This is a genomic window from Altererythrobacter lutimaris, assembly GCF_013371495.1.
GTDB classification, from domain to species: domain Bacteria; phylum Pseudomonadota; class Alphaproteobacteria; order Sphingomonadales; family Sphingomonadaceae; genus Erythrobacter; species Erythrobacter lutimaris_A.
The window spans coordinates 888,979-915,834 of record NZ_JABWTA010000001.1 but is presented as its reverse complement, the minus strand read 5'-3'; the positions used below and the strand labels follow the sequence as shown (position 1 = coordinate 915,834).

Sequence of the window (26,856 nt, the reverse complement as noted above, 5' to 3'; positions counted from 1 at the left end):
TCCCACATTGGTTGCTATGAGGCTCGTGATTGCCCTTGCAGCCGCTCTCTCTGCTCTCAGCGCAGTCCCTGCTGTCGCCGAGCGGATTGCCCCGCCTGAATATCCAGAATCGCGTGCTGAGCCAGTTTCAGAGACTATATTCGGCGAAGCAATAAGCGATCCTTATCGCTGGCTAGAAGCGGACATTCGGCAATCGGAGGATGTCGCTGAGTGGGTCGAAGCGCAAAACGCTGTCACGCGAAGCTATCTCGAGCAGATCCCGCAGCGTGCATGGTTTCGAGAGCGACTTGGCGGTCTGATGGATTATGAACGCTTCGGTATCCCGAGGCGCGCGGGTGAGCGCTATTTCTACACGCGCAATGTGGGCTTGCAAAACCAGCCCCAACTGTTTGTGCGCGATGGCCTGTCGCGACCGTCGCGCCTGTTGCTTGATCCCAATCAGTGGAGCGAAGACGGCACAATCGCACTTAGCACATGGGAACCCTCGCCAGATGGATCGCTTCTCGCTTTCTCTCAGCAGGTTGCGGGGAGTGACTGGCGCACGATCCGTGTGATCGATGTAGCGAGCGGGATGTTGCTCGACAGCGCTGTGCGCTGGGTCAAGTTTTCACGGATTGCATGGGTCGGCAATCACGGTTTCTTCTACTCGCGCTTTCCTGAACCAGACGAGGATGCTGGCTATCTCGCGCCCAATTTCGACCATGCGGTGTACTTCCATCGCGTAGGCACAAGTCAAAGCCGGGACAGTCTGGTGTTCGCCAGCCCCAAGGTGCCTGAACGCAGGCACGAAGCTAGAGTGACAAGCGATGGGCGTTGGGCAATCATAACCAGCCAGACAGGGACAGATGCCCGTCATTCGGTGCGGCTCATCAAACTTCGAAACGCGAAGCGAAGCGGATTTCGGCAGTGGCAGTCTAGGCCGATGATCACATCGCAGGAGCACGAGTGGGAATTCCTAGCCTCCGTCAATGGCTGGCTCTATTTCCTGACCGATTACAATGCGACACGCGGACAGATCCTTGCTTTCGATCCGTCGCGACGCCGCTCCAAATGGCGGCAAGTTTTGGGCGAGGGAGAGCAAACAATTTCCGGCGCATCCATTGTCGGCAATCACCTACTTGTAGAGACGATCGTGGAGGCAGCGACTAAAGCAGAGCTCTACGATCTTGCTGGGCGTCCGCTAACCGGGTTTGCACTCGCCCAGCACGGTACGGCGAGCGGTTTTGGCGGTAAGCCGGGCGATCCGGAAACGTTTTACTCTTTTGCGAGCTTTAACCGGCCTGACACCGTGTACCGCCTTGATCTGGCAACAGGCGAGACCGAACCCTTCGCAGAGCCTGACCTGACTTTTGTGCCTGATGATTACTTGGTCGAACAGCGCTTCTTCACGTCGAAGGATGGAACGCGTGTTCCGATTTTCATCGTGCGCTCGCGCGAGCTTGCAGAGAGCGGCAAGCCGGCCCCGACACTGCTTTATGGATATGGCGGGTTTGACGTGTCTCTGACACCTGGCTTCTCGTCCAAGCGCATGGCGTGGCTGGAAGCGGGCGGCGTGTTTGCGCTCGCCAATGTGCGCGGAGGCGGCGAGCTCGGCAAAGCCTGGCATGAAGCGGGCCGGGGGCCGAACAAGCAGAACAGCTTTGATGACTTCATTGCTGCTGGCGAATTCCTGAAGGCAGAAGGGTACACCACCGCTGACGGCCTTGCGATTGAAGGGCGCTCCAATGGCGGGTTGATGGTGGCAGCAGTGGTCAATCAGCGGCCTGACCTATTTGACGCGGCGCATGCAGCGGTTGGCGTCATGGATATGCTGCGGTTCGATCGCTGGACCGCCGGGCGGTTCTGGGTCGACGATTATGGTTCGCCATCCAAGGAAGCCGATTTCCGGCTCCTTCGCAGCTACTCGCCCTATCACAACGTCGCGCAGCAAACGGACTATCCTGCCGTCCTGATCACGACCGCTGACACCGATGACCGTGTCGTTCCGGCGCACAGTTTCAAATATGCCGCCCGCCTTCAAAATGACTCCACCGGTGTTAATCCCAAGCTGATTCGCGTAGAAAATGGGGCGGGGCATGGACGCGGTAAACCCACAGAAATGCGGGTTGAGGAGAGCGCAGATGTCCTTTCTTTCCTCGCCTATCATACTGGTTTATCGATAGATTCTGGGAATATTCATAAAAAGCGATAGTTTTATGAACATCGGCTGTAAGGCAAGTTCAGTCACGCCTCAGTCCGTCTCTCATAGAAGCATTCTCGAAGCCGAGGCACTCCCGCCACGGCTCAATTGAGGAGACCCTCTATGAGCATGACAGGCAAACTCTTTGCGAAAGGTGGGATCGCAACAGCCGCAGTGGGCGCAATGGCCCTTGCTGGCGCGACGCCCGCACAAGCACGTCACGGCGACCGCGACAAGATCGATGCAGGTGACATCATTGCAGGCGCTGTGATCATCGGCGGCATCGCAGCCATTGCAAGCGCTGCGAGCAAGAACAAGCGCGATCGCTTTCGTTATGACGACTATCGCTATCGTGATCGTGATCGTGATTATCGCGACCGGGGCTATTACCGCGGACACAATTATCGTCGCGGCAATCCGCGTCGTGCAGTCGAAAAATGTATCCGGGCTGCAGAGCGTGACGCGCGCCGGTCTGGCTACCGCTTCGCAGATGTGACGGAGATCCGCGATGTTGATCGCAGGTCCTATGGCTGGCGCGTCAAAGGCCGCCTGGTTGTCGACGGCAATCGTGGTTGGGGCCGCTATAACACGCGCTACAACCGCTATGATCGCTACGACCGTCATGGTCGCTATGATCGGGGCTATGACCGGGATGCCGGCAAGTTCACTTGCTACATCGAGCGGGGGCGTGTGACCGATGTCGACTATCGCGGCATTCGCGGACTGCGGTAAGCACCACATTTCCAACTAACCCCTACATTTAGGGCCACCATGGGCGGTTCAGGCACTAGTCAGCCTGAGCCGCCTAACTATATTGGCATTCTGGACGCGTGGTGGACGTCCTCCGATTCTTGAAGGTTCGCGCATAGGGGCTAGCCAAGCGCGCGGCTGAACAAACAGGAGGGACCGAAGAATGGCCCGCATCACTCGCAAGAGCGCCTTTGCCGGAATGACCGCAGCGCTCGCAATGACTGTATCTCCGATCGCTGCAAGCGCAGCTGAGCTGCCATCCGCGCCAATGCAGAGCGCTCAATCGGCTCCTTTCGCCTTGCCGGGCACATTTGATCCGGAAGCGCAGAAGGCTGAGCACCACCGTGGCTGGCGCGGCTATCGCGGATGGCGCGGATATCGTGGTCATCGCCATCATCGCCGCGGGATTGATGCAGGCGATGTTGTCGCGGGCGTCCTAATCCTCGGCGGAATTGCTGCGATTGCCAGCGCTGCGAACAACAACAAGCGCGACCGTGATCGCCGCGAACGCGACTATCGTTACAGGGATCGTGATTACCGGGATCGCGACTATGACAATCGCGACCGTCGCGGGGACTCCCGTTACAATGGCGGGCGCGGCATCGACAATGCGGTCAGCATGTGTGTGCGCGAGATCGAACGTGATGTTCGCGTTGATAGCGTGGACGGCGTAGATCGCACTGGCGAAGGCTGGCGCGTGTCCGGTTCTCTCTACAATGGTGAGGGTTTCACATGCCGCATCGGCCCCAATGGCCAGATCTCGGACATCGACTATGGCAGCCGCGCGTCAAACGCTGACTTTTCGGACGCTTTTGCAGAAGGCTCCTCGCGCGAGCAACGTACCGATGATCGCCAATGGAGTGCGGACCGTTATGCTGAAGCGCGCCGCAACACAGACACAGAGAACGCCCCTGCACTCGAAGTCGATGCCGAGCGTTTGCCAGCTTATCCTGGCGGTCCGTTGCTGGGCGAAGAAGTCGCCGCGACTGACGAACGCACAAGCCGTGAAGATGATCGCTATCGTACCGCAGAAGCGCCTGATTTTACGGGCTGATTTCAGGATCCTCTGATGGAGCTTGAACGTGGTTTTTCTCTTTGTAGTAAGGCAGCGCAAGGCTCCATTTGATGGCGGCGCTGCGCAGGATAAGACCTGCCAGCGTTGCGATGATCCACACCGGTTCGCGCGGTAAATCCAGCCAGGTTCCAGCGACGCACAGGCTTGCTGATAGCGCAGCTGCGGTGACGTAGAGCTCAGGCCGCATGACGATTGAGGGCTTTCCTGCGATCACATCTCGGATCACGCCGCCGACCGTTCCTGTGACAACGCCCATCATCATCGCTGGCACAGGCGGCAGGCCGTAAGACAGCGCTTTGGCGCTTCCCAAAACCGCATAGGCTGTAAGGCCTATGCCGTCGGCATAGTCGAGCAGCTTGCCATCCCACCAGCGCGTCGGCGTGAACCACACAAGCAGTGCAACGACCATGCAGGCGAGCGATATCCACGGGTCGCTGATCCAGAAGACCGGCGCGCCGATCAAAAGGTCGCGGACGGTGCCTCCCCCAACACCTGTGACCAGCGCGAAGAACGCCATAGTGACGAATGTCTGGCGCTCTTTCGCGGCGAGCAACGCGCCGGACAGCGCAAAGACTGCGACACCCAGAATGTCGAGCGCGTCAAGAAGTGGTGTTAAGACTTCTGCGTTCATGACTTAGCCGTTTACGATTTCATCGATTGCGATGGCAGCATGGATGCAATCGAGATCACGCCAGCGCGGCCCGATCACTTGCATTCCGCAAGGCAAGTTATCGAAGGTTCCGATCGGCAAAACGGTCGAAGGCAGGTTCGGTAACGTCGCAACGCCCGCCCATGCAAGGCCGGAGGCAGAGGAAACCATCTTTGTATTGATGCTGACGTCCGTCTTGAACAGCGAACCTTCGACATGCTCGGTGGCGAGGACCGGGGCAGGGGGCGCCAGCACGAAGTCATATTCCTCGAGCAGCTTTTGCCACTCCGCTTCGCATTCGGCTTGTGCGTCGAGCAGATTGAACCAGTCGGTCGCCGTGGCGCGATTGCCCTTTGGATCAGGAGCACCGCGCGCCATAGCGGTGTTCATCATCCGCATATAGTTGCGGTGATGCTTGGCGAGGTCAGGTAGCAAAGCGCTCTCTCTATCAACACGTACAACGACAGGCTCGAGCTTAGCCATTGCGTCCTCTAGAGGCGTGCCCACGCTATAGTCGACTGGAGAGCCTTCAATGTGGGTCACGAGCAAAAGTCTGCATTCGGAGAGCGGCTTCGCATTGCTCGGCATGACATGTTCGGCTGTGACCTGCATCAGCGCGGCAATGTCTTCACCGGAGCGGGCAAGCGGGCCGCATACGGAAAGCGCGCCGTCATGGGTGGGTTTGCCCGCAAAAGCGGGATGGCTATGCCCGCGTTTGCTGATGAGACCCCAGCTCGGCTTGTGTCCCCAGACACCGCAGAAATGCGCAGGCACGCGGATAGATCCGCCAATGTCGCTGCCAAACTCACACGCGACCATGCCGCTTGCAACCGCGGCAGCTGAGCCACCCGATGATCCTCCGGGAGACCGGCCATGATCGTGCGGATTGTTGGTCCGGCCATAGACTGGATTGTTCGATTGCCAATCCGTAAGCTCGGCCGGGACATTGGTCTTGCCGATGATGATTGCGCCGGCAGCTTTCAGCTTTTCGACCACGCGGGAGTCGCGCGTGGCGATGGTGTCCTTGTACCGTTCAATCCCGAAGGTCGTCGGGAGGCCCGCGACGTCATAGCTTTCCTTGACTGTCATCGGCACGCCAAACAGCGGTGAGTTGTCGTCCGGGCCTTGATGCTCAAGCGCTTTGGCGGTTTCGCGGGCACGATCAAAGTCTTGGACAACAACAGCGTTCAATGGCGCGTTGAGCTGTTCGATCCGTGCAATCGCCGCATCGACGGCTTCGAGCGGCGACAGCGTGCCCGCTTTAATGGCTGCTGCCGTTCTCAGCGCACCCGGCTCTTTCGTCAGTCTTGGATAGGCCAAAAGAATCTCCCCTTGCCATTCGCCTTAATGCGGCGCGGCAAAGGGAGCAATCTCAGGAAAGCACTCAGAAGAGCGGGCGATCAAATGTGGATCGGCTTTCCGCGTACTGCCATCGCGGCCTCTTTCATCGCCTCGGCATGGGTCGGGTGCGCGTGGCAGGTGTAAGCGATGTCTTCCGACGTCGCACCGAACTCCATCGCGATCCCTGCTTCCGCTATCATCGTCCCAGCAACACTCGCAATCGCCCATACGCCGAGCACGCGGTCGGTTTCTGCATCCGAAATGACTTTCACAAAGCCGTCCGGCTCGTGATTGGTCTTAGCGCGGCTGTTTGCCATCATCGGGAATTTCCCGACATTGACCTTGGACTTGTCGCCACCCGCTTTCTCGATGGCTTCCTCTGTGGTGAGGCCCACACCTGCGATTTCAGGCCAGGTGTAGACGACCGACGGGATGACATCGTGGTTCACAATGCCGGTTTCGCCAGCGACGTTCTCAGCCACCGCAATGCCTTCATCCTCTGCCTTATGCGCGAGCATCGGGCCGGGAATGACGTCGCCGATAGCCCACACGCCGTCGACCTTGGTGCGGAAGTCATGACCTGTTTCGATCTGGCCGCGTTGGTTCGTTTCGAGGCCGATATTTTCGAGGCCTAACCCGTCAGTGTTGGGCTTGCGGCCGATGGAAACGAGCACGCAATCGGCTTCCATGGTTTCTGTGTCACCACCCGCTGCGGGCTCAAGCGTAAGCGTCGCTTTCTTGCCTTTGACGGATACGCCTGTGACCTTGGTCGAGAGCTTGAAAGTGATGCCCTGCTTCTTGAAGATCTTGTTCGCTTCCTTGCGCACATCGCCGTCCATGCCGGGCAGGATCTGGTCAAGGAATTCGACACAGATCACTTCTGCGCCCAAGCGGCGCCACACGCTGCCAAGTTCCAGCCCGATCACACCGCCGCCGATTACGACCATCTTTTTGGGCACTTTGGGAAGCTCCAGCGCGCCGGTGGAGTCCACGACTACGCCTTTGGCATTATCGACTTCGACACCCGGCAGAGGCGTGACCGAAGAGCCTGTCGCGATGACAATGTCCTTCGCCGTCACAGTCTCGTCACCGACTTTGACGGTGTGCGCATCCTGGAACGTGGCGTAGCCTTTCTTCCAGTCGACCTTGTTCTTCTTGAAGAGAAATTCGATGCCTTTTGTGAGGCCATCCACCGCATCGAGCCGCTGGCCATGCATCTTCTCAAGGTTGAGCTTAGGCTTCACTTCGATGCCCATGTCCGCCATTTTGTTACTTGCAGCCGCGTCGAAATATTCAGACGCGTGAAGCAATGCCTTTGACGGGATACAGCCCACATTGAGGCAGGTTCCGCCGAGCGTCTCACGGCCTTCAGCGCAGGCCACCTTCAAGCCGAGCTGAGCCGCGCGGATCGCTGCGACATAACCGCCGGGGCCAGCGCCGATAATAAGAACGTCGTAATCGTAAGAATGATCAGCCATTTTGATGTCCTTAAAGGTCGATCAGCATCCGTGTCGGATCTTCGATCGCTTCCTTGATAATCTTGAGTGCCGTGACAGCCTCACGTCCGTCAATCAGCCGGTGGTCATAGCTAAGCGCGATATACATCATCGGCTTGATGACGACTTCGCCATTGACCGCGACAGGACGCTCTTCGATCCGGTGAAGGCCCAGCACAGCAGATTGCGGCGGGTTGATGATCGGCGTCGACATTAGGCTTCCAAAGACGCCGCCATTGGAGATGGTGAACGTGCCGCCGGACATGTCTTCCATCGTAAGTGTGCCTTCCTTGGCGCGCGCGCCAAAGTCAGCAATGTCCTTCTCGATCTGCGCGAAGCCCTTGGCCTGCGCATCGCGGATTACGGGGACCACGAGGCCGTTGGGCGCGCTGACCGCGACGGAGATGTCGACATAGTCGTGATAGACGATCTCATCGCCTTCGATATAGGCGTTGACTGAAGGCACGTCTTTCAAGGCAAGGCACGCCGCTTTCGCAAAGAAGCCCATGAAGCCCAAGCGGATATCGTGCTTCTTGGCGAACAGATCCTTGTACTTCGCGCGCGCTTCCATGACCGCGGACATATCGACATCGTTGAATGTCGTAAGCAGCGCTGCATTTTCCTGCGCGCCTTTCAGACGTTTCGCGATTGTTTGACGCATCCGCGTCATCTTCACGCGTTCCGTGTTGCGCGAGCCAGACGGCGCGGCAGCAGGAGCTGTGGCGGCTGCAGATTGGGTAGGAGCAGGGTCGCTCTTCGCTTTTGCAGCAGCGAGCACATCTTCCTTAGTCAGACGGCCATCCTTGCCAGTTCCTTTGATGGTGGTTGGATCAACACCGTGTTCAAGCACTGCGCGACGCACAGCAGGCGACATTGTTACGGATGAGGCATCACCGGAGTCGTTTTCGCTGCGTTCTTCCTTGCCTTCCTCACGGGCTTCCTGACTGCGAGCGGGCTCTTCGCCTTTGGTCGCAGCGCCCGTCGCGCCTTCTTCGACCGTTGCAATGAGTGCACCAACTTCTACAGTGTCGCCGACTTCGACCGCATGTGATTGCAATACGCCAGCGACAGGAGAGGGAACGTCCACGGCGACCTTGTCAGTCTCGAGGCTCGCAATCGGCTCGTCGACCGCAACAGCATCGCCCGGCTGCTTCAGCCATTCACCGACGGTTGCCTCGGTTACCGATTCGCCCAGAGTTGGGACTTTAATTTCTGTAGCCATCTGACTGTTTCCTATGTCTTTTTACGGCTTGAAGTGCGGAGTTACTTGCCTGAATTGAGACCCAGAGCCGCTGCGACCAGCTGCTCTTGCTGTTCTTGGTGGCGCTTGGCGAGGCCGGTTGCCGGCGACGCCGATGCCATGCGACCTGCATAAAGCGGACGCATACCGTCGTGACCAGCTTCGGAAAGCGCGGCTTCAATATGCTCTTCGACAAAGAACCATGAGCCATTGTTGCGCGGCTCTTCCTGACACCAGATGACCTCTTTAAGGTTCTTCATCCGTTTCAGGCGAATGGCGAGGGCCTCACCAGGGAATGGGTAGAGCTGCTCGATCCGGACGATTGAGACGTCCTTCAGACCTTCTTCGTCACGCTTCTGGATCAGGTCATAAGCGACCTTGCCCGAACACAGGACCAGGCGCTTAACCTTCTCGTCTGCGATTTCCGTCGTGTCCGACTTGATCCGCATGAAGTGATGCTCGCCAAGGAATTCGTCGGCCGGACTCTTTGCAAGAGGATGCCGCAGCAGCGACTTCGGCGTCATGATCACTAGCGGTTTGCGGAAAGGACGCAGCATCTGACGGCGCAGCACATGGAAATAGTTGGCTGGCGTCGTGATATTGCAGACCTGGATATTGTCATTCGCGCACAGTTGCAGGAAGCGCTCGAGCCGGGCTGAGCTGTGCTCAGGACCCTGGCCCTCATAGCCATGCGGCAGCAGCAGGACCAAGCCATTGGCGCGCAGCCACTTGGCTTCGCCTGACGCGATGAATTGGTCGATCATGATCTGAGCACCGTTCGCGAAATCGCCGAACTGCGCTTCCCACATGACCAGGCTTTTCGGATCGGCCATGGCAAAGCCGTATTCAAAGCCGAGTACACCGTATTCAGACAGTGTGCTGTCATAGACCTCGAACTTGCCATGCGGCAGCGTGGTCAGAGGAATGTATTTCTTCTCAGTGTTCTGATCGACCCAAACGGCGTGGCGCTGGGAGAAGGTGCCGCGACCGCTATCTTGCCCCGATAGGCGCACGCCAAATCCTTCTGTCACCAAGCTGCCGAAAGCGAGTGCCTCGGCGGTTGCCCAGTCAAAGCCTTCGCCGCTTTCAAACATTTCCGACTTGGCCTTGAGCACGCGGCCGAGCGTCTTGTGGATCGTCACATCGTCAGGAACAGTCGTCAGCGTGCGTCCGAGGCTGTCGAACAGTTTGCGCTCGATGGCTGTATGCACATTGCGCCGCGCTGTTTCCGGGTCCGCAGGTTTGTTGAGACCGGCCCAACGCCCGCCAAACCAGTCAGCTTCGTTGGGCTTGTAGCTCTTGGCCGCTTCGAACTCTTCTTCGAGCTGAGCTTCGAATTCCTCACGCAATTGCGGAGCGTAGCCCTTTTCGATCACGCCTTCATCAATCAGTCGGTCGGCATAGATGACGCTGACTTTGGGATGCTTGCGGATCGCATCATACATGATCGGCTGTGTGAATTTCGGCTCGTCGCCTTCGTTGTGGCCAAAGCGACGATAGCACCACATGTCGATCACAATGTCGCGCCCGAAGGTCTGGCGGTATTCAACCGCGAGCTTGCAAGCGAAAGTCACCGCTTCCGGGTCATCGCCGTTAACATGCAGGATCGGCGCCATGACGCCTTTCGCAACATCGCTGGGGTATGGCGAGCTGCGTGCGAACTTCGGGCTGGTCGTGAAGCCGATCTGGTTATTGATAATGAAGTGGATGCAGCCGCCTGTGTCATAGCCGGGCACGCCAGAAAGCGAGAGGCTTTCCCATACGACGCCCTGGCCAGCGAAGGCCGCATCGCCGTGGATCAGCACAGGCAGGACCTGCTCGTGCTGTTTGAGATCGTCACGGATAGCTTGCTGAGCGCGCGCCTTGCCAAGCACAACCGGGTTCACCGCCTCCAGATGTGAAGGGTTCGGCACAAGGCTCATATGCACTTCGATATCGTCGAAAGCGCGGTCTGTGCTGGTGCCGAGGTGATACTTCACATCGCCAGACCCGCCGACATCTTCCGGGTTGGCTGTGCCGCCGGAGAACTCATGGAAGATGACCTTGTAAGGCTTTGCCATCACATTCGCGAGGACGTTCAAGCGGCCGCGGTGCGCCATGCCGTAAATGATCTCGCGAACGCCAGTGGAGCCGCCATATTTGATCACTGCTTCCAGCGCCGGGATCATGGATTCGCCGCCATCCAGGCCAAAGCGCTTGGTGCCGACATATTTCTTGCCGAGAAACGCTTCATAGCCTTCGCCGCGAATGACCGCGGCAAGGATCGCTTTCTTGCCTTCTTCGGTAAACTGGATCGTTTCACCCGGACTTTCGAACTTGTCCTGCAGGAAGCGGCGCTCTTTAGTGTCCGCGATGTGCATGTATTCCAAGCCGACCGCACCGCAATAGGTGGCGCGCAGAGTGTTATAAAGCTCACGCACCGTGGTCCACTCAAGACCCAGCACGCCGCCAACGAACACTTCGGTGTCTTCGTGACCTTTAAAGCCATGGAATTCGAGCGTCAGATCTTCAGGCGTCCCGCGATCATGCAGCCCCAAAGGATCGAGGTTGGCCGCCATGTGACCGCGCACACGGTAGAGCCGCACCAGCATCATGGCCTTGATCGAATTGGCCGCAGCCTCCTCGATGGCTTTGGGATCAGACGGTTTGCCAGCTTGCTTCGCGGCTTTCTCGACCGCCATCTTCATCGCAGTCGGGTCCAGCGCTTGCGTCAGGTCCGCACCGCTGTCAGAAACTTCCTTCAGCCAGTTCGGCCGCGCCCAGGACGGGCCCGGCTGCGGGCCTTCCTGATCGCTGAGTTCAGGGATGAAGTTCTGCTGTTCGTTACCCATGGGTTTTCTCCGGGGAGGGAGGACTCTCGACAATTACGCCATTTCTTTGAGCATCGCGTCGAGCGTTGTGCCAAGCTCTGATGGCGAGGGCGATACGCGAATGCCCGCATCTTCCATCGCTGCGATCTTGTCGTCCGCGCCGCCTTGACCGCCCGAAACGATTGCTCCCGCATGGCCCATGCGGCGACCCGGAGGCGCTGTACGGCCCGCGATAAAGCCAACGGTTGGCTTCTTGCGGCCCTTGGCAGCTTCCGCCTTCAAGAACGCAGCGGCTTCTTCTTCTGCGCTGCCGCCGATTTCGCCGATCATGATAATCGACTTGGTTTCCGGATCGTCAAGGAACAGGTCGAGCACGTCGATGAAGTTGGTGCCGTTGACCGGGTCACCACCGATGCCGACAGCCGTGGTCTGGCCTAGGCCAACCATGGTGGTCTGATGCACCGCTTCATAGGTGAGCGTTCCGGAGCGCGAGACGACGCCGACTGAGCCCTTCTTAAAGATGGAGCCGGGCATGATGCCGATCTTGCATTCTTCCGGGGTCAAAACACCGGGGCAGTTCGGACCGATCAGGCGGGACTTGGAGCCGGCGAGCGCCGCTTTCGCGCGCACCATATCCAGCACAGGAATGCCTTCAGTGATGCAGATGATGAGTTCCATCTCTGCATCGATCGCTTCGCAGATTGCGTCGGCTGCGAAGGGCGGGGGTACGTAGATGCAGCTGGCGGTCGCGCCGGTCGCGGCTTTGGCTTCGCGCACAGTGTCAAATTGCGGCAGGCCGATATGCTCGGTTCCGCCTTTACCCGGCGTGACACCTGCAACCATCTGGGTCCCGTAATCGAGCGCCTGCTGGGTGTGGAATGTACCGGTGTTGCCGGTCATCCCTTGCGTGATGACCTTGGTGTCTTTGTTTACGAGGATGGACATGATCCGCTCTCCTAATATTTTTTGGTTGGGCAGGGCGCTCAGCCCAGCGAGCTATCCAGCCCCTTGCACGCTTCGAGCAGTTCCTCGACCGCGTCGGTGCTGACCTTGAGGTTGGCCTTTTCTTCGTCGGAGAGTTCGATCTCGATCACTTCCTCGGTGCCGCCCGCGCCGATCACTGTCGGGACGCCGACATAGAGCCCGTCCAAGCCGTACTTGCCTTCGACATAAGACGCACATGGCAAGATGCGCTTCTGGTCGCCGAGATAGGCTTCGGCCATGCTGATCGCGCTGGTTGCAGGCGCATAATAGGCCGAGCCGTTGCCGAGCAGGCCGACGATCTCGCCGCCGCCGCCGCGCGTGCGCTTGACGATCTCGTCGATGCGATCTTCGCTGACGCCCTTGATCTTGGCATAGTCGTTGACCGGAATGCCGTTGATCGTGGTGTAGCTGGTGACCGGCACCATGGTGTCGCCGTGGCCGCCGAGGACGAAGGCGTTGACGTCCTTGACCGAGCAGCCGAATTCCCATGCGAGGAAGGTTGCGAAGCGCGCGCTATCGAGCACGCCTGCCATGCCGACCACCTTGTTGTGCGGCAGGCCGGAGAATTCGCGCAGCGCCCAGACCATTGCGTCGAGCGGGTTGGTGATGCAGATCACGAAAGCGTCAGGACAGTTGTTCTTGATGCCTTCGCCGACCGCTTTCATGACCTTGAGGTTGATACCGAGGAGGTCATCACGGCTCATGCCGGGCTTGCGCGGCACGCCTGCGGTGACGATCACGACATCCGCGCCGGCAATATCGGCATAATCGTTCGAACCCTTGATATTGGCGTCGAAGCCTTCAATCGGGCCGCACTGGCTGAGGTCGAGTGCCTTGCCCTGCGGCATACCTTCAGCAATGCCGAACAGGACGATGTCGCCCATTTCTTTCTTCGCTGCCAGGTGAGCGAGCGTTCCGCCGATCATGCCGGCGCCGATAAGCGCGATTTTCTTGCGTGCCATTTGGGTAAAACCGTCCTTTGCAGTTCGCGCGAGACCGAGGAACTCAACCAAACGCATGCAAAGCCGATCTCGCGAGGCTACCTGCACCCGTGTACAGCTCGCGGTTTAGCGCGCGCAGAAGCGATTGCAACCAGCAAAAGGTCGCATTCGGCAACTATCTTTGCAAGTAGTTCGCAATAGCAATTGTGTCTGCGTAGAATTACTGTTCTGCGCCGTCAGCCACTCGTAACCTCGCGACAAGCAGCCGGATTAAGCGCAGGTCAGGTCGTCTTCAAATCGCGAGGCCATCCGGCGATCCAGCGCGCGACAGATTTCCAGCCAGCGCCGCGCCTCGGCTTGATCTCCGGATGCGTGTGCATCCTTGGCTTTGTAGATGGCTTCGGCGGCTGCCCCAAGGCCATGCTCGCCGAAGTGACGCAGAGTGTCGACCAGCACTTCGTCGCTGACCACTGGAGCGCCGTTCATATTGGCAGGTTTCGGCAGTTTTGCAGGTCCCCGCAGCGGAGCAAGCGCGCGCTGAGTGAGTGCAAAGGCGTAATTGGGGGTGTTAGCCATGGATGTGCGACCCTTGGAGTGTTCTGTTCTGAACGCTCTCATACGCTCAATCACCTAATGCATTGGCCAGAAAACACGGTTTCGAGCGCGTTAATCACAATTCACCTCTCGCAAGGTTGAGGCTTGCTGGAACGCTCAAGCGCTTTTATCGCCGCATCGAACGGGATTTGATGATTACTGAACGCTTTTCCATCCGCACTGGTTTTACGATGCTGGCGCTCGCGGCTGCGACCGCGCTCACGTTGTCTTGTGCCCCCGCACCTGAAAACGCGCGAGATACGACAGAGCTGGAGGGTCCGCGCTATATCAGCCTCAACCCTTGCGTTGATGCCATGCTGGTCAATGTCGCGGCACCACACCAGGTGCTGGCGATCTCGCATTACAGCCATGATCCCGCGTCGAGCTCGCTTGAGCCAGACGTTGCGAGCCAGTTTGCTTCAACAGGCGGGAGCGTTGAAGAGCTGCTCGTGCGCGATCCCGATGTTGTGCTGGCCAGTACATTCCTCTCGCCTGCGACGCGTCAAGCAATGCAGGAATTGGGGCTGATGTTCCGCACATTCTCCAGCCCGACGAGCGTCGGCGAAAGCCAGGAGCAGATCCGCTATCTCGGCGAGCTGGTGTATCGGTCTGAAGAGGCGGCTGAGCTCATTCTAGATATAGACCGCGCGATCGCGCGCAATTCGCCACCCGCTGATCATCGCGCGATCTCCACAGTCCTGTGGCAGCCGGGCGAGATCGTGCCAGGCGAGCAGGCCTTGATCAGCCAATTGATGCGCAAAGCGGGCTTTTCGAGCCACAGCGAAGCACTTGGCATGGGGCAGGCGGATTATCTGCCGCTCGAGTTCCTGCTCGCCAATCCGCCTGAACTCTTGTTGATTGCGGGCGAAGCGCGCGGGCAGGCACATCCAGCGCTCGAAAGCCTTGAAAATACCCGGGTGGAAACGCTTGATCCTGCTCTGCTTTATTGTGGTGGACCGACGATCATTAAAGCGATGGAGCGGCTCGCGGAAATCCGCGAGGAGATGCGCCGCGGAGATGCCTCATGAACCGCGCGAGCCTTGTCTTCGGCGTGCTGTTGCTGATCGCGTTTCCGCTTTCGCTGCTGGCGGGGCGGGTCTGGATCGATCCGGCGAACATTGCCGGCTCCGGGCCCAACGCGACACTGATCCTGATGGAGCTGCGTTTACCGCGCGGGCTTCTTGCGATGATCGTCGGTGCAGGGCTGGGCGGAGCGGGTGCGGCCATGCAAGGATATTTGCGAAACCCGCTGGCCGACCCTGGGCTGTTCGGGATTGCGCCAATGGCCGCGCTGGGGGCGGTGGCGAGCTTCACTTTCGGTTTTGCGAGCGGGTGGTTGCTACCAGCATTCGCGCTGGCTGGCGCGGGGCTGGGGATGGCATTGCTGGCGCTGATTGCAGGACGGAGCGGCGGAATTGCGCTGTTCACGCTGGCGGGTTTAATGATCGCAAGCCTTGCGGGAGCGCTCACGGCGCTTGCGATTACGCTCGCATCGTCCGCTTTTGCTATGAGCGAGATCGTGATGTGGCTTAATGGTGCGCTGACGGACCGCAGCTGGAGCGATGTGCAAATTGCAGCACCACTGGTCCTTGCGGGGCTCGTTGTGCTCGCATTTGCTGCGAAGAGTTTGGACGCGCTGACACTGGGTGAAGGCGCAGCGCGCAGTATGGGTGTGCACACGACACGCTTGCTGTGGCTTCTTGTCGCAGGCGTGGGCCTTACGGTTGGCGCAGGCGTCGCAGTGGCGGGGATCATCGGCTTTGTAGGCCTCATTGTGCCGCATCTGGTTCGCCCGCTAACCGACCGCTTGCCTTCGAGCCTACTTTTGCCGAGCGCGCTTGCAGGCGGCTTGCTTGTGCTGATAGCGGACAGCGTGGTCCGCATCCTGCCGCTGGTGACCGAGCTGCGGCTCGGGATCGCACTGAGCCTGATCGGTGCGCCGTTCTTCTTGTGGCTTCTGCTCAAAATGCGGAGGGCGCGCGTATGAGCATCATCATAGGCAATCTCGGCGTGACACGAGGCGATGCAAATGTGCTGCAAGATATCTCTGCGACGCTTGAGCCGAGACAGATTACAGCCATTTGCGGCCCGAATGGTGCAGGTAAATCCAGCCTGCTGATGGCGCTTGCGAGCTTGCTGACGCCGACCAGCGGCGGCATCGCGCTCGGCGACAAATCTCTCGCTGAGTTCCATCCGCGAGAGCGTGCAAAGCGTATCGGCTATCTGCCGCAGGATGCTGAAATTGCGTGGGATGTTTCTGTCGCTAATCTTGTGCGGCTTGGGCGCTTGCCGCATCGCGATCGAGGCGAAGAAGCAGTCGAAGCAGCCATTTCCGCGCTCGATCTGGGAGCCTTACGCAATCGTCCTGCATCGCAACTGTCCGGAGGCGAGAAGGCTCGTGCGCTGCTCGCCCGGGTGCTGGCAGGCGAACCCGACTGGATTCTGGCCGACGAGCCGCTCGCAGCGCTGGACCTCGCGCATCAACAGACGCTGCTCACGCACTTTCGTGAAGCCGCATCGCAAGGGGTTGGAGTCGTCATCGTTCTGCACGACCTCGCAACCGCCATGAACCATGCCGATCGGGTCATTGTGCTCGAGAAGGGAAAGCTGGAGGCAGCCGCCGAGCCGCAAACCGCCCTTGCGGCAGACGTCATTGCGAAGACCTGGGGTGTCTCGACCCGGTGGATCGGAGAGCAAGGCGCAAGAGCGCTCATCTCTACGTAAGTCCGGGTAAATCATCTGGTTAACGCAGTTTCAAACCTTCCGGCTTAAGTATGCGCTTTCAACCGGGAAGGGATAGTATGCTGTTCGATCGCATTTCGCGTATTGGTCTGATTGTTAATGGGAAAACACTGAGTATCGCCATTCTGGCGATCCTCGCGACATGGGTGTCGCTCAAGCTTAATCTGGTGGCCGACTATCCGCTCACGATCATCTCAACTGCGGTCATCTTTCCCATCGTGTTCTCTATAGGCCATGCCTACAAGCGCCGCGAGAGTGCGCTTGACGATTACGGTGTCATCAAAGCGCATGGCCGCGCGATCTATTTTGCAGCACGCGACTGGATCCCGGATCAAAGCGAAGATCGCTTGCGCCATGTGGAAACGGTGCTGGTGCATTTGCTCAAGAGCTGTCGCGATCTGTTCAAGGCAGAACGCGAAGACATTTCCATCCACGAACGCGAGGTCTATGCAAGCTTCTCCGAGCTTTCCGAGTTCGTGAAACGAATGCGTGAAGAGGGGCTCGCTTCGGGCGAATGCTCGCGCTGCAATCAGTATATTTCCAAGATGATCGTTGCGTTTGAAAGCGTGAAGCACATCTACCAGTATCGCACGCCGCGCACGCTTCGCGCCTTCAGCGACTTCTTCATCATTGTTTTGCCGCTCATCTATGGTCCGTATTTCGCGCATCTCGCGATCGAATATGAAGCGAGCGTGCTGACTTATGTGATGCCGGTGCTGTTCGCAGTGATCCTGACCGGTCTCGACAATATCCAGAGCCATCTGGAAGATCCGTTCGATCAGATTGGCCCGGACGATGTGGCCATCAATGCGGAGAAGTTCGTTGAGCTTCTCGCTTGCGGCGAAAATGGTTCCAATTGCGGTGCACAGGTCGCTCGGCGCGCAGCTTAAACTCTCTGTTTAGCCAGCACCGCAAAAGAAAAGGCGACCCCTGCAAAGAGGCCGCCCATCCTTGAATTCCCGTCCAAGGGAAAGTTCTTATTCGCCGGTCGATTGAGGCGGCAAGCGCCCATCTGACGTGCCGTCAGCCGACCCATCGCTTGACGCAATCAGGCCGCGCGCTTCAAGCAGCGGTTCAATCGTCGGCTCACGGCCTGCGAAATCGCGGTACATCTGGAAGTATTCCTTCGTCCCGCCAACGCTCAGCACGGTCTTGCGATAGTGCTCGCCATTCTCGCGGGTCAGACCGCCATTGTCCAGGAACCACTGGCGGCTGTCATGGTCGAGCATTTGCGTCCACAGATAGCTGTAATAGCCAGCCGAATAGCCTGCAGGTGACGAGAAGATGTGGTTGAAGTAAGTGCTGCGATAGCGCGGCGGCACGAGTTCGATCTCAAGGCCGAGCTCTTTCAGCGCTTTCTCTTCAAACGCGTCCACTTCTTCCGGCGTATCGATCGCCGCGGCTTCAGCAGCCGAGAGCGAGTGCCACTTCATGTCGAGCAAAGCAGCTTCGACCACTTCACCAAAGTCATAGCCCTCGTTCCACTTGCCAGCCGCTTCCATCTTCTCGACCAGATCGGCCGGGATGGTTTCGCCTGTCTCGTAGTGCTTGGCGTAGTTTTGCAGCACTTCGGGATAGACCGCCCACATCTCGAAGACCTGGCTCGGATATTCAACGAAGTCGCGCGCGACATTTGTGCCCGAAAGGCTCTCATATTTCTGGTTGGCGAACAGGCCGTGCGCTGCGTGGCCAAACTCATGGAAGATCGTCTCGACATTGTCGAAACTGACCAGCTGGACTTCGCCTTCAGCGGCCTTCGGAATGTTGAGCACGTTATAGACGACAGGCTTCGTGCCCCACAGATGGCTTTGCTCTACAAAGTTACCCATCCACGCACCGCCGCGCTTTGACGGACGCTGGAAAGGATCGAAGTAGAACAGGCCAAGTTCCGACCCGTCTTCCTCGAAGACCGTGTAGACAGTCACATCAGGGTGATAGACCGGGATGTCGTCGCGCTTCTCAAACTTCAGACCATACAGCTTCTCGGCCATATAGAAGACGCCGTCTTCCAGCACTTTGTCGAGCTGGAAGTATTGCGCGGCTTCGTCTTCATCGAAAGCGTATTGCTCTGCCTTGACCTTGTTGGCGTAGCGATACCAATCCCATGGCTGAACCGAGAAGTTCTTGCCATCTTCCGCGATGCGCGCATTCAGGACTTCGGCTTCGCGGCGCTGGGTTGCGGCGAGGGCAGGGACCATTTGCTCCATAAAGTCGAGAGCAGTTTTAGGCTCTTTCGCCATGCGGTCGTACATGGTGTAGCTCGCCCAGTCTGGTTCGCCGAACAGTTCCGCTTTCTGCGCGCGCAGAGCTGCAATCTTCGCAAGCAGGACACGTGTGTCATGCTCGGGATTGGTGCCGTCTGAACGGTTTAGGCTCAGTTTGAACATCTTCTCGCGGGTCTCGCGATTCTCGAGGTTCGGCAGCAGCGGCTGCTGCGTAGTGTTCTGCATCGCAATCGCGAACTTGCCAGGATAGCCTTTATCAGCGGCCAGTTTGGCGGCGGCAGCGATTTCGCTGTCTGACAGGCCAGCCAGTTCCTCTGCAGCGTCGACTACCAGAGGCTGTTCGTTGGTTGCTTCGCGCACAGCCTTGCCAAAATCGGTTGTCAGCGTGGAAAGCTCAGCATTGATCGCTTTGACCTGCTCGCGCTGGTCCGCTGTAAGCAATGCGCCAGCATGAACCATGTCCTTATAGGTGTTCTCCAAGAGGATGGCGTCTTCCGGCAGCATCGTCATCGCTGCACGATTGTCATAGATCGCCTTGACGCGCGCGAACAATGCCGGGTCTAGATTGATGCTGTCGGAATGCGCCGTGAGCTTGGGGCTGATTTCAGCATTGATCGCATCGAGATTGTCATTGGTGTGTGTGCCAGTGAGTTGGTAGAATACCAGAGCAACACGGCTTAGCATGCGGCCAGATTTTTCCAGCGCGAGGATCGTGTTGTCGAAAGTCGGCGCTTCGGGGTTGGAGGTGATCGCCGCGACTTCTGCCTGCTGGATCGCCATGCCCTGCTCGAATGCCGGGATGTAATCGTCTTCGCTGATCTTAGTGAAGTCCGGCGCATGGAAGGGCAGGTCGCTCATCTGCGCGAAATAGCCTGTTGCTTCAGGCATGGCAGGCGCTTCGGTTTCCGCTTCCGCGACAGTGTCCATGGTCTCTCCGGTGGTGGTTGCGCAGCCGGCCAAAAGGGCTGCAATTGCGGTCGTGGCCAGAATCTGGGCCTTCATAGTCTCTCCGTTAGTCATGTGAGTGCGCCGCCACGCAGGCGAGCGGGTTGACGCCGTGTTATCGCAGACGAGTTGAACAGGAGATTGATTGCAATTGCAACCGGATTCCGGTGGACAACGCTTTCAACAACCAAAGCGTCGGTCCGCTTGGCTAGAGCGCAGCGTGCGGCGCCCACTGCTCTTATCAGCAACTCATTCCAGTTCCATGGTGCGACCCGAAGGACCTGGTGGGAAGATGCGAACGAAGAGGCCTCAAATCATACGGGTTTTCCTCTAATTCGGGACTTCAGATTTTCTGTAGGGCTGCCCAAGGGCGCATTGCGAAAAACCATGGAACCACTCTCTCCATTTGCAATTGGTAGGTGAGGGACCACATCGGGTTTCAGGGATTATGCGCATTGCTGTGGGAGCGGCGCCTTGCATCTCTTGACAAACCAGAACATTACCGGAACACCGCCGACCCATGTCTTTGACCAAAATTCTAAAGCATAGGCCTGCCGTATGCTGACAAAAATAAGCGTACGCGGTGCGCGCGAGCATAACCTCAAAGGGGTCGATATAGACCTGCCGCGCGATGCACTGATCGTTGTTACCGGTCTTTCGGGTTCGGGCAAAAGCTCGCTCGCTTTCGATACGATCTATGCCGAGGGCCAGCGGCGCTATGTCGAGAGCCTGAGCGCCTATGCGCGCCAGTTCCTCGAAATGATGCAGAAACCCGATGTCGAGCATATTGACGGGCTCTCGCCTGCGATCTCGATCGAGCAGAAGACGACTTCGCGCAATCCGCGCTCGACGGTCGCCACAGTCACTGAAATCTACGATTATATGCGGCTGTTATGGGCGAGGGTGGGGGTGCCGTATTCCCCCGCCACCGGTGAGCCGATCAGCGCGCAGACCGTTAGCCAGATGGTCGACCGGGTGATGGCTCTGCCGGAAGGAACGCGGCTTTATTTGCTCGCGCCGGTCGTGCGCGGCCGCAAGGGCGAATACCGCAAGGAGCTCGCCGAATGGCAGAAGGCAGGCTTCACGCGTGTGCGGATTGATGGCGAGCTCTACCCGATTGAAGAAGCGCCTGCGCTCGACAAGAAGTTCAAGCATGACATTGAAGTTGTGGTGGACCGGCTTGCCGTAAAGGAAGGGCTGGAGACGCGGCTGGCGGACTCGTTTGAGACCGCCTTGAAGCTTGCCGAAGGGCTTGCTTATGTGGACCTTGCGGACGGCGTTGTACCGGGCCGCGAGGACGAGGCGGACAGCGCCAATTCCAGGGGCGGCGCGATGAAAGGCGCGGGATTACCCGCAAATCGCATTGTATTCAGCGAGAAATTCGCTTGCCCTGTGTCCGGCTTCACCATCGAAGAGATCGAACCGCGCCTGTTCTCCTTCAACGCGCCGCAAGGGGCTTGCCCGACATGCGACGGTATTGGCGAGAAGCAGCTGTTCGACGAGCAGCTTGTCGTTCCCAACGAAGCTTTGACTTTGAAGCAAGGCGCCATCGCTCCGTGGGCCAAATCGAACCCGCCTTCGCCCTATTACATGCAAGTGCTGACCAGCCTTGCGAAGGCGTATGACTTTGACATTACCACGCCGTGGAACGAACTTGAGCCTGACCAGCGGATGATTATCCTCCACGGCACGGGCGGCATGCCGGTCGAGCTGACCTTCAAGGATGGGCGCAAGGAATACACCGTGCGCAAGCCGTTTGAAGGCGTGATCGGGAACTTGAACCGCCGCATGCTGCAAACCGAAAGCAGCTGGATGCAGGAGGAGCTCTCCAAGTTCCAGACCGCGCAGCCTTGCGAGACTTGCGGTGGCAAGCGCTTGAACGAGAAAGCGCTTGCAGTGAAGGTTGCCAGCACGGACATCGCAGAGCCGGTCAAGATGAGCGTGTCGGATGCAAAGGACTGGTTTCTGGCGCTTGATGACAAGCTTACAGAGCAGCAGTCGCAGATCGCGCGCGCCATCCTCAAGGAGATCAACGAGCGGCTGGGCTTCCTCGACAATGTCGGGCTGGATTACCTGAACCTGGATCGCACGTCCGGCACGCTGTCGGGCGGGGAGAGCCAGCGCATCCGGCTCGCCAGTCAGATCGGATCGGGCCTTAGCGGCGTGCTTTACGTGCTCGACGAGCCCAGCATTGGCCTGCACCAGCGCGACAATGACCGGCTGCTTGAGACATTGAAGCGCCTGCGCGATCTCGGCAACACCGTGATCGTGGTCGAGCATGACGAGGATGCGATCCGGCAGGCGGACCATATCGTGGACCTTGGCCCGGGCGCGGGCGTGCGCGGCGGTGAAGTCGTCGCGCAGGGTACGCTCAAGCAGATCATGAAATCGCGCAAGTCGCTCACCGCTGACTACCTCACAGGCCGCAAGGAAATCGCGGTTCCGCAAACCCGCCGCAAGGGCAACGGGCATGACCTGACCGTACACGGCGCGAAGGCGAACAACCTCAAGGACGTGACCGCGAGCATCCCGCTTGGCACATTTACTTGCATCACCGGTGTGAGCGGCTCGGGCAAGTCCTCCTTCACCATCGACACGCTCTACGCCGCCGCCGCCCGGTCCCTCAATGGCGCGCGCGTCATCGCAGGCGCGCATGACAAGGTTGAAGGACTGGAGTTCTGCGACAAGGTGATCGAGATCGACCAGTCGCCCATTGGCCGCACGCCGCGCTCCAACCCCGCGACCTATACCGGCGCCTTCACCAATATCCGTGACTGGTTTGCCGGCCTGCCTGAAGCGCAAGCGCGCGGCTACAAGCCGGGCCGCTTCAGCTTCAACGTCAAGGGCGGGCGCTGCGAGGCGTGCACCGGCGACGGCCTCATCAAGATCGAAATGCACTTCCTGCCCGACGTCTACGTCACCTGCGAGGAATGCGGCGGCAAACGCTACAACCGCGAAACGCTGGAAGTGAAGTTCAAGGGCCACTCCATCGCTGACGTGCTCGACATGACGATCGAGGATGCGGAGGAATTCTTCAAGGCCGTGCCCCCCATTCGTGACAAGATGCATATGCTGAACGAGGTTGGGCTGGGCTATGTCAAGGTCGGCCAGCAGGCGACGACGCTGTCAGGGGGCGAGGCGCAGCGGGTGAAGCTCGCGAAGGAGCTGTCGAAACGCAGCACCGGGCAGACGCTCTACATCCTTGATGAGCCGACCACGGGGCTCCATTTCGAGGATGTTCGCAAGCTCCTCGAAGTGCTGCACAGGCTCGTCGAACAGGGCAACTCGGTGGTGGTGATCGAGCACAATCTTGATGTGATCAAGACCGCGGACTGGATCCTAGACCTGGGTCCGGAAGGCGGCGTTCGCGGAGGTGAGGTTGTTGCAGCGGGTACGCCGGAGGAGGTTGCGGGAGAGCCTCGCTCATTCACTGGTGCGTACCTCAAGCCCATGTTGGACCGTGCGACCAGAGAAGCAGCTGAATAGGCGACCGAAGCCTGTCCCCGCGAAAGCGGGGATGGCGAGCGAGCCACGCAGCTTCACCGGACAGTATTTGCAATCGATGCTGGACAAGGCGTACGAGCCTGCGGAATAAGAACGCCCTTGGGGAAGGGGCACCACATGGCACTCGAAGCGTTTTTCCGTACCACGGCGGAGATCTCCGTCGTTCTGATCGGTTTCGTCACGATCTTCCTAACCTTCGTGATGAGCGGAAAGGAAACCAGCAAGGCAGACCGCATGCACAGCCGCGCCTTGCTCATCACCGCGTTCCCGTTGATGGTGATGCCCTTCATTCCGATAGCGGCCATCGCTTATGGCGCCAGCGAGGAAACGGCACTGTTCGCCTTCCACCTCAGCGGTGTGATCGCCACCGTTGCGATAGGAATTGTAATCTATTGGTTTTTCCTCCGCATGACATGGGCGGAGATCAAGGAAGTGGGCATGGTCCACAATGTCGTCTCCGGCATCACGGGATGGGGCGCTGGGGGTTTCTTCCTCGCTGGCGCGCTGGGTTATGCTCCGGCTGGCAATGCTGTGACGGCGGTGATTCTTGCTTTCCTGATGACTGGCACCGCGCTGTTCAGCTTTGCCGCACAGCAAATGCGGTTGTTTGATTGGAAGAACCCATAGGCCGGAAGCCGAGCGAACGGATGTGAGCGCTGGCGCTTGAAGCTAAGCAAAAATTGCGCTGACTGCCGTGACCAAGCCAGCGACGATGAGCCAAGCGTCTTGGCGCTAAACCACTGGCTTGGTGGCGGAGCACGGCGAGCGACTAGCGAGCCGCAAGGGCGACTGCCCGTCCGCAGCGAGGGCAGCTTGCCTGCCCGGAAGCGAGGAAATCGCACCCACGGATGTGGGTGCATGAAACAAACAACTCGGCGCTTGAGGCAAAAACAAAAAAACTCCTTAACCGCCCTGTGCTACCCCTGCGACAAAGGAGAACCCCCTCAAGCAGCGTAGCGGTAGGGGGAAAGGAGAATACCATGCTCAAAGCCATCGTCCTTGTCGTGACCGGCATCATTGCCTTCGTGATCGCGTTTTCGTGGGTCAATAAGGATGAAATCATGGCCGAGGCCGCGACGCGCATGGCGGAGGACTTTGTCGCGCAATGCTCGGCCCGCGCGCAGTTCCCGGAGGAAGTGGCTCACCGCGCAGAGGAAATCTGCGGCTGCATGAAATACGAATTTGACGAGCGCGGCATATCGCTCGGCGATGCGTTCGGCTCAAAACGCGAGGAAATGCAGGAGATCACGCAAGCCTGCGTGATGGTCTATCGGTGAGGGGGTGAGGGAGCTTGCGCGCTACTCGAAAATAATGTCCTCAATAACCACATCGTTTTCAACTCTTTGTCTGACCTCCGTTCGCACAGATTCAACATAATCAATGTAACGTGCGAAGAGCTCTGAAAAATTCGAATCCTCCATGATCAACTTATTCTCTTCGGTCATGGTAAGCTGGGCAATTGTCCTGCCTCTTCGCTCTTGAAGCGCACGGCCGGCTGCTGATTGAGCGGAACGTGGTCTCATCGCTTCGATTCTTTGAGTTGCAGTTTTCCCAAACTCAATCTGACGTATCACTTTCGTAGGATGAATCTCGTCTGTCGTGGCGTATGCCAACATCATCCCATCGCTGCTCAAAGATGAACGGCTCAGGCCTGGCATCAGATGAGGGCTTTCTCCGCGGACAATCAACCTTTTGGCGAGAGCAGAAGCCTGCTCAACTGCACCTTTATCTTTAAACCTTAATAGGTCTTCCGCAAACTTTTCGAGTTTCGGCAAGACCCACTGCCGTTCGAACTTTGCGCGGTCGATCTCAGCCAACATTCGGATGATGTCTGGTCCGCAAACCGAGATTAGTTGATCGTATGCCTTAAACAGTTGCTTGCCAGAATACCGTGACAAAAACGAAGCCGCAAAGAATTCCTGAAAAGAGCGATGTACAAAAATGTACGAAGTCCCATCCGGTTGCAGGATGCAAACGTTTTTGATTAGGTCGGAGATATAATCTGCAGTCTTGCAGGGAGCCTGAGCAATCTTGATGCCTTTTTCGACATAAAAATTCAGCGAGTCTCGATCGAATTCGATCTCGTACTTACAAAGCGAACTATAACAGAATGCGTTCAATACACGTCGGAAAAGATCAGGAGGTAAACCAGAATCGTGGACCCTTTTATAGGATTCTTTGCCTTCCGCATCGTGGATTGAGTAGAGAGTGTCAAAGGCCTGACTGTAGAAGACTGTCATGCGATCAGGTATTTCGCCATAGCTGCGGAAAGTCAGTAACATCATGACGATCAAGATCGGGATGGACATCATTGTCTGATGTTTGTCATACAAGTCTTGTTGCAATGCTGTCCGAAATTTTGCTTTTGAAACTTCATCGAACTTTGTCTTGTCGATAAGTTCAATAGCTTGGTCCTTGCTAAGTGGTAAAACGTGAAAGACGTCAAAATTCACCAACGAGTGAATGCCTGTACCCGGTCGAGTAGACATCACAACTGAGCACTTCTTGTACTTTCGAGAGAACGCTGCGATCATTTTGGTCGCTTGGTCAGTGAATTCTGGATTGATTTCGTCAAAGCCGTCAAAGAAAAGTGTGAACAAGCCTTCCTCGAGCCCTGCAAGGAACAGTTCGATTGATTCTTCGTCGCAATCCTCGCAGATTCCAGCCAGGATGATCTCTGGGAACTTTCGCTTCTTCGCGAACTCAAGATTTCGAAGCTCAATAAAAAGCGGGATCTTTCCGTCAGCCTTCTCACTGCAACGTAGAAGCAAGTGTTTCATGAGGATCGTTTTGCCCGCGCCGCCTGTACCGGAAATGATGTAGCGACACCCGACATTTAGTGTTGGATCAAGCTGATCGTCTGAGAATTGGCCGTTGTCCTCTTGGCTTAGGAATAGCGTAACATAAATATCGCGGAGCCTAACTGCCCGATCTTTTGAAACTACGGTTTTTACATATGTAGCGCGAAACAAGCTGCTTGCGAGATGCTCTTGGAAAGTGTCGGTATAGTGCACACGTAGCTTCGCTATTTCTCGTGAGACTTTTTTACTTATGGGATCGAGAATTTTGGAACCGGTCGCTTCAATTAGCTCTTTTGCGACAGCGGTTGCAGCGGCTTCACCTGCTGGCATTATTTCCCCCAATAGACTTTCTCAAACGTAGCTTGTTTTTGGCGGTACTTTCGTTTGTGAGTCCAGCCCTTAAATGATGTTAATCGTTCGGATCGTTAGATATTGAGTCCCTGTATCTGTTTGGGAATAAATATCTGGCTAGCTTGCCTGCTGTCCTACACTCCCCAACAGGTATAGATGGCTTGGCTCCTTTTTGACCGGAGCCGAACATGACCCAATCTATTTGTTTTGACCCTCAAGCGCCGGGCGC

Annotated in this window: 20 protein-coding genes; 10 read left to right on the top strand and 10 right to left on the bottom strand. The window is 57.8% G+C overall.

The window, feature by feature from the left end; all coding sequences use genetic code 11:
• Positions 1 to 16: 16 nt before the first annotated feature.
• The 3 genes from HUO12_RS04375 to HUO12_RS04365 all read left to right on the top strand — a co-directional run bounded on the left by HUO12_RS04375 (position 17) and on the right by HUO12_RS04365 (position 3,983).
• The gene (locus tag HUO12_RS04375) at positions 17 to 2,191 is read left to right on the top strand and encodes a prolyl oligopeptidase family serine peptidase (RefSeq protein WP_176272442.1); all 2,175 of its coding nucleotides are present in this window, start codon (positions 17 to 19) and stop codon (positions 2,189 to 2,191) included.
• Between the two features lie 111 nt (positions 2,192 to 2,302).
• On the top strand, positions 2,303 to 2,911 hold the full coding sequence (locus tag HUO12_RS04370) for a hypothetical protein (RefSeq protein ID WP_176272441.1): 609 nt from the start codon (positions 2,303 to 2,305) through the stop codon (positions 2,909 to 2,911).
• Between the two features lie 181 nt (positions 2,912 to 3,092).
• Positions 3,093 to 3,983: a hypothetical protein gene (locus HUO12_RS04365; protein ID WP_176272440.1), complete on the top strand. Its 891-nt coding sequence runs from the start codon at positions 3,093 to 3,095 to the stop codon at positions 3,981 to 3,983.
• Here the strand turns inward: HUO12_RS04365 and HUO12_RS04360 are convergent.
• The 8 genes from HUO12_RS04360 to HUO12_RS04325 all read right to left on the bottom strand — a co-directional run bounded on the left by HUO12_RS04360 (position 3,973) and on the right by HUO12_RS04325 (position 14,041).
• Positions 3,973 to 4,635 (bottom strand): trimeric intracellular cation channel family protein, encoded by a 663-nt coding sequence (locus tag HUO12_RS04360; protein ID WP_176272439.1) that lies wholly within the window; start codon positions 4,633 to 4,635, stop codon positions 3,973 to 3,975. The genes HUO12_RS04365 and HUO12_RS04360 overlap by 11 nt on opposite strands.
• A 3-nt stretch (positions 4,636 to 4,638) precedes the next feature.
• Positions 4,639 to 5,973, bottom strand: a complete 1,335-nt coding sequence (locus tag HUO12_RS04355; protein WP_176272438.1) for an amidase family protein — start codon at positions 5,971 to 5,973, stop codon at positions 4,639 to 4,641.
• Between the two features lie 80 nt (positions 5,974 to 6,053).
• Positions 6,054 to 7,472 (bottom strand): dihydrolipoyl dehydrogenase, encoded by a 1,419-nt coding sequence (gene lpdA / locus HUO12_RS04350; RefSeq protein ID WP_176272437.1) that lies wholly within the window; start codon positions 7,470 to 7,472, stop codon positions 6,054 to 6,056.
• Between the two features lie 10 nt (positions 7,473 to 7,482).
• Positions 7,483 to 8,712 carry a 2-oxoglutarate dehydrogenase complex dihydrolipoyllysine-residue succinyltransferase gene (gene odhB / locus HUO12_RS04345; RefSeq protein ID WP_176272436.1) on the bottom strand — a complete coding sequence of 410 codons (1,230 nt, stop codon included), beginning with the start codon at positions 8,710 to 8,712 and terminating at the stop codon, positions 7,483 to 7,485.
• Positions 8,713 to 8,753: 41 nt separating this feature from the next.
• A complete protein-coding gene (locus HUO12_RS04340; RefSeq protein ID WP_176272435.1) occupies positions 8,754 to 11,561 on the bottom strand; it encodes a 2-oxoglutarate dehydrogenase E1 component in 2,808 nt (935 codons plus the stop codon).
• Positions 11,562 to 11,594: 33 nt separating this feature from the next.
• Positions 11,595 to 12,485 carry a succinate--CoA ligase subunit alpha gene (gene sucD, locus HUO12_RS04335; RefSeq protein WP_176272434.1) on the bottom strand — a complete coding sequence of 297 codons (891 nt, stop codon included), beginning with the start codon at positions 12,483 to 12,485 and terminating at the stop codon, positions 11,595 to 11,597.
• 38 nt (positions 12,486 to 12,523) lie between these two features.
• Positions 12,524 to 13,486: a malate dehydrogenase gene (mdh, locus tag HUO12_RS04330; protein WP_176272433.1), complete on the bottom strand. Its 963-nt coding sequence runs from the start codon at positions 13,484 to 13,486 to the stop codon at positions 12,524 to 12,526.
• 249 nt (positions 13,487 to 13,735) lie between these two features.
• Positions 13,736 to 14,041: a hypothetical protein gene (locus tag HUO12_RS04325; RefSeq protein ID WP_176272432.1), complete on the bottom strand. Its 306-nt coding sequence runs from the start codon at positions 14,039 to 14,041 to the stop codon at positions 13,736 to 13,738.
• Positions 14,042 to 14,157: 116 nt separating this feature from the next.
• Here HUO12_RS04325 and HUO12_RS04320 point away from each other — a divergent pair, with 116 nt between their 5' ends.
• The 4 genes from HUO12_RS04320 (at position 14,158) to HUO12_RS04305 (ending at position 17,691) form a co-directional block, all read left to right on the top strand.
• Positions 14,158 to 15,087, top strand: coding sequence for an ABC transporter substrate-binding protein (locus HUO12_RS04320; protein ID WP_232367305.1), 930 nt, complete (start codon positions 14,158 to 14,160; stop codon positions 15,085 to 15,087).
• The gene (locus tag HUO12_RS04315; protein WP_176272431.1) at positions 15,084 to 16,046 is read left to right on the top strand and encodes a FecCD family ABC transporter permease; all 963 of its coding nucleotides are present in this window, start codon (positions 15,084 to 15,086) and stop codon (positions 16,044 to 16,046) included. Before HUO12_RS04320 ends, HUO12_RS04315 begins: the two co-directional genes overlap by 4 nt.
• Positions 16,043 to 16,783 carry an ABC transporter ATP-binding protein gene (locus HUO12_RS04310; protein ID WP_176272430.1) on the top strand — a complete coding sequence of 247 codons (741 nt, stop codon included), beginning with the start codon at positions 16,043 to 16,045 and terminating at the stop codon, positions 16,781 to 16,783. The genes HUO12_RS04315 and HUO12_RS04310 overlap by 4 nt, the downstream gene beginning before the upstream one ends.
• 77 nt (positions 16,784 to 16,860) lie before the next feature.
• Entirely contained in the window at positions 16,861 to 17,691 is an 831-nt protein-coding gene (locus HUO12_RS04305) for a hypothetical protein (RefSeq protein WP_176272429.1), read from the top strand.
• 87 nt (positions 17,692 to 17,778) lie between these two features.
• Here the strand turns inward: HUO12_RS04305 and HUO12_RS04300 are convergent, their stop codons facing one another.
• Positions 17,779 to 20,028, bottom strand: coding sequence for a M3 family metallopeptidase (locus tag HUO12_RS04300; protein WP_176272428.1), 2,250 nt, complete (start codon positions 20,026 to 20,028; stop codon positions 17,779 to 17,781).
• Positions 20,029 to 20,529: 501 nt separating this feature from the next.
• Between HUO12_RS04300 and uvrA the strand changes: the two genes are divergently transcribed.
• From uvrA to HUO12_RS04285, 3 genes are all read left to right on the top strand, one after another.
• On the top strand, positions 20,530 to 23,457 hold the full coding sequence (gene uvrA, locus HUO12_RS04295) for an excinuclease ABC subunit UvrA (protein ID WP_176272427.1): 2,928 nt from the start codon (positions 20,530 to 20,532) through the stop codon (positions 23,455 to 23,457).
• Positions 23,458 to 23,592: 135 nt separating this feature from the next.
• Complete coding sequence (locus HUO12_RS04290) at positions 23,593 to 24,102, top strand: hypothetical protein (protein WP_176272426.1); 510 nt, start codon at positions 23,593 to 23,595, stop codon at positions 24,100 to 24,102.
• A gap of 353 nt (positions 24,103 to 24,455) precedes the next feature.
• Entirely contained in the window at positions 24,456 to 24,752 is a 297-nt protein-coding gene (locus tag HUO12_RS04285) for a hypothetical protein (RefSeq protein ID WP_176272425.1), read from the top strand.
• Positions 24,753 to 24,773: 21 nt separating this feature from the next.
• Here HUO12_RS04285 and HUO12_RS04280 read toward each other — a convergent pair whose 3' ends face one another.
• Complete coding sequence (locus tag HUO12_RS04280; RefSeq protein ID WP_176272424.1) at positions 24,774 to 26,606, bottom strand: NACHT domain-containing protein; 1,833 nt, start codon at positions 26,604 to 26,606, stop codon at positions 24,774 to 24,776.
• Between the last annotated feature and the right edge of the window lie 250 nt (positions 26,607 to 26,856).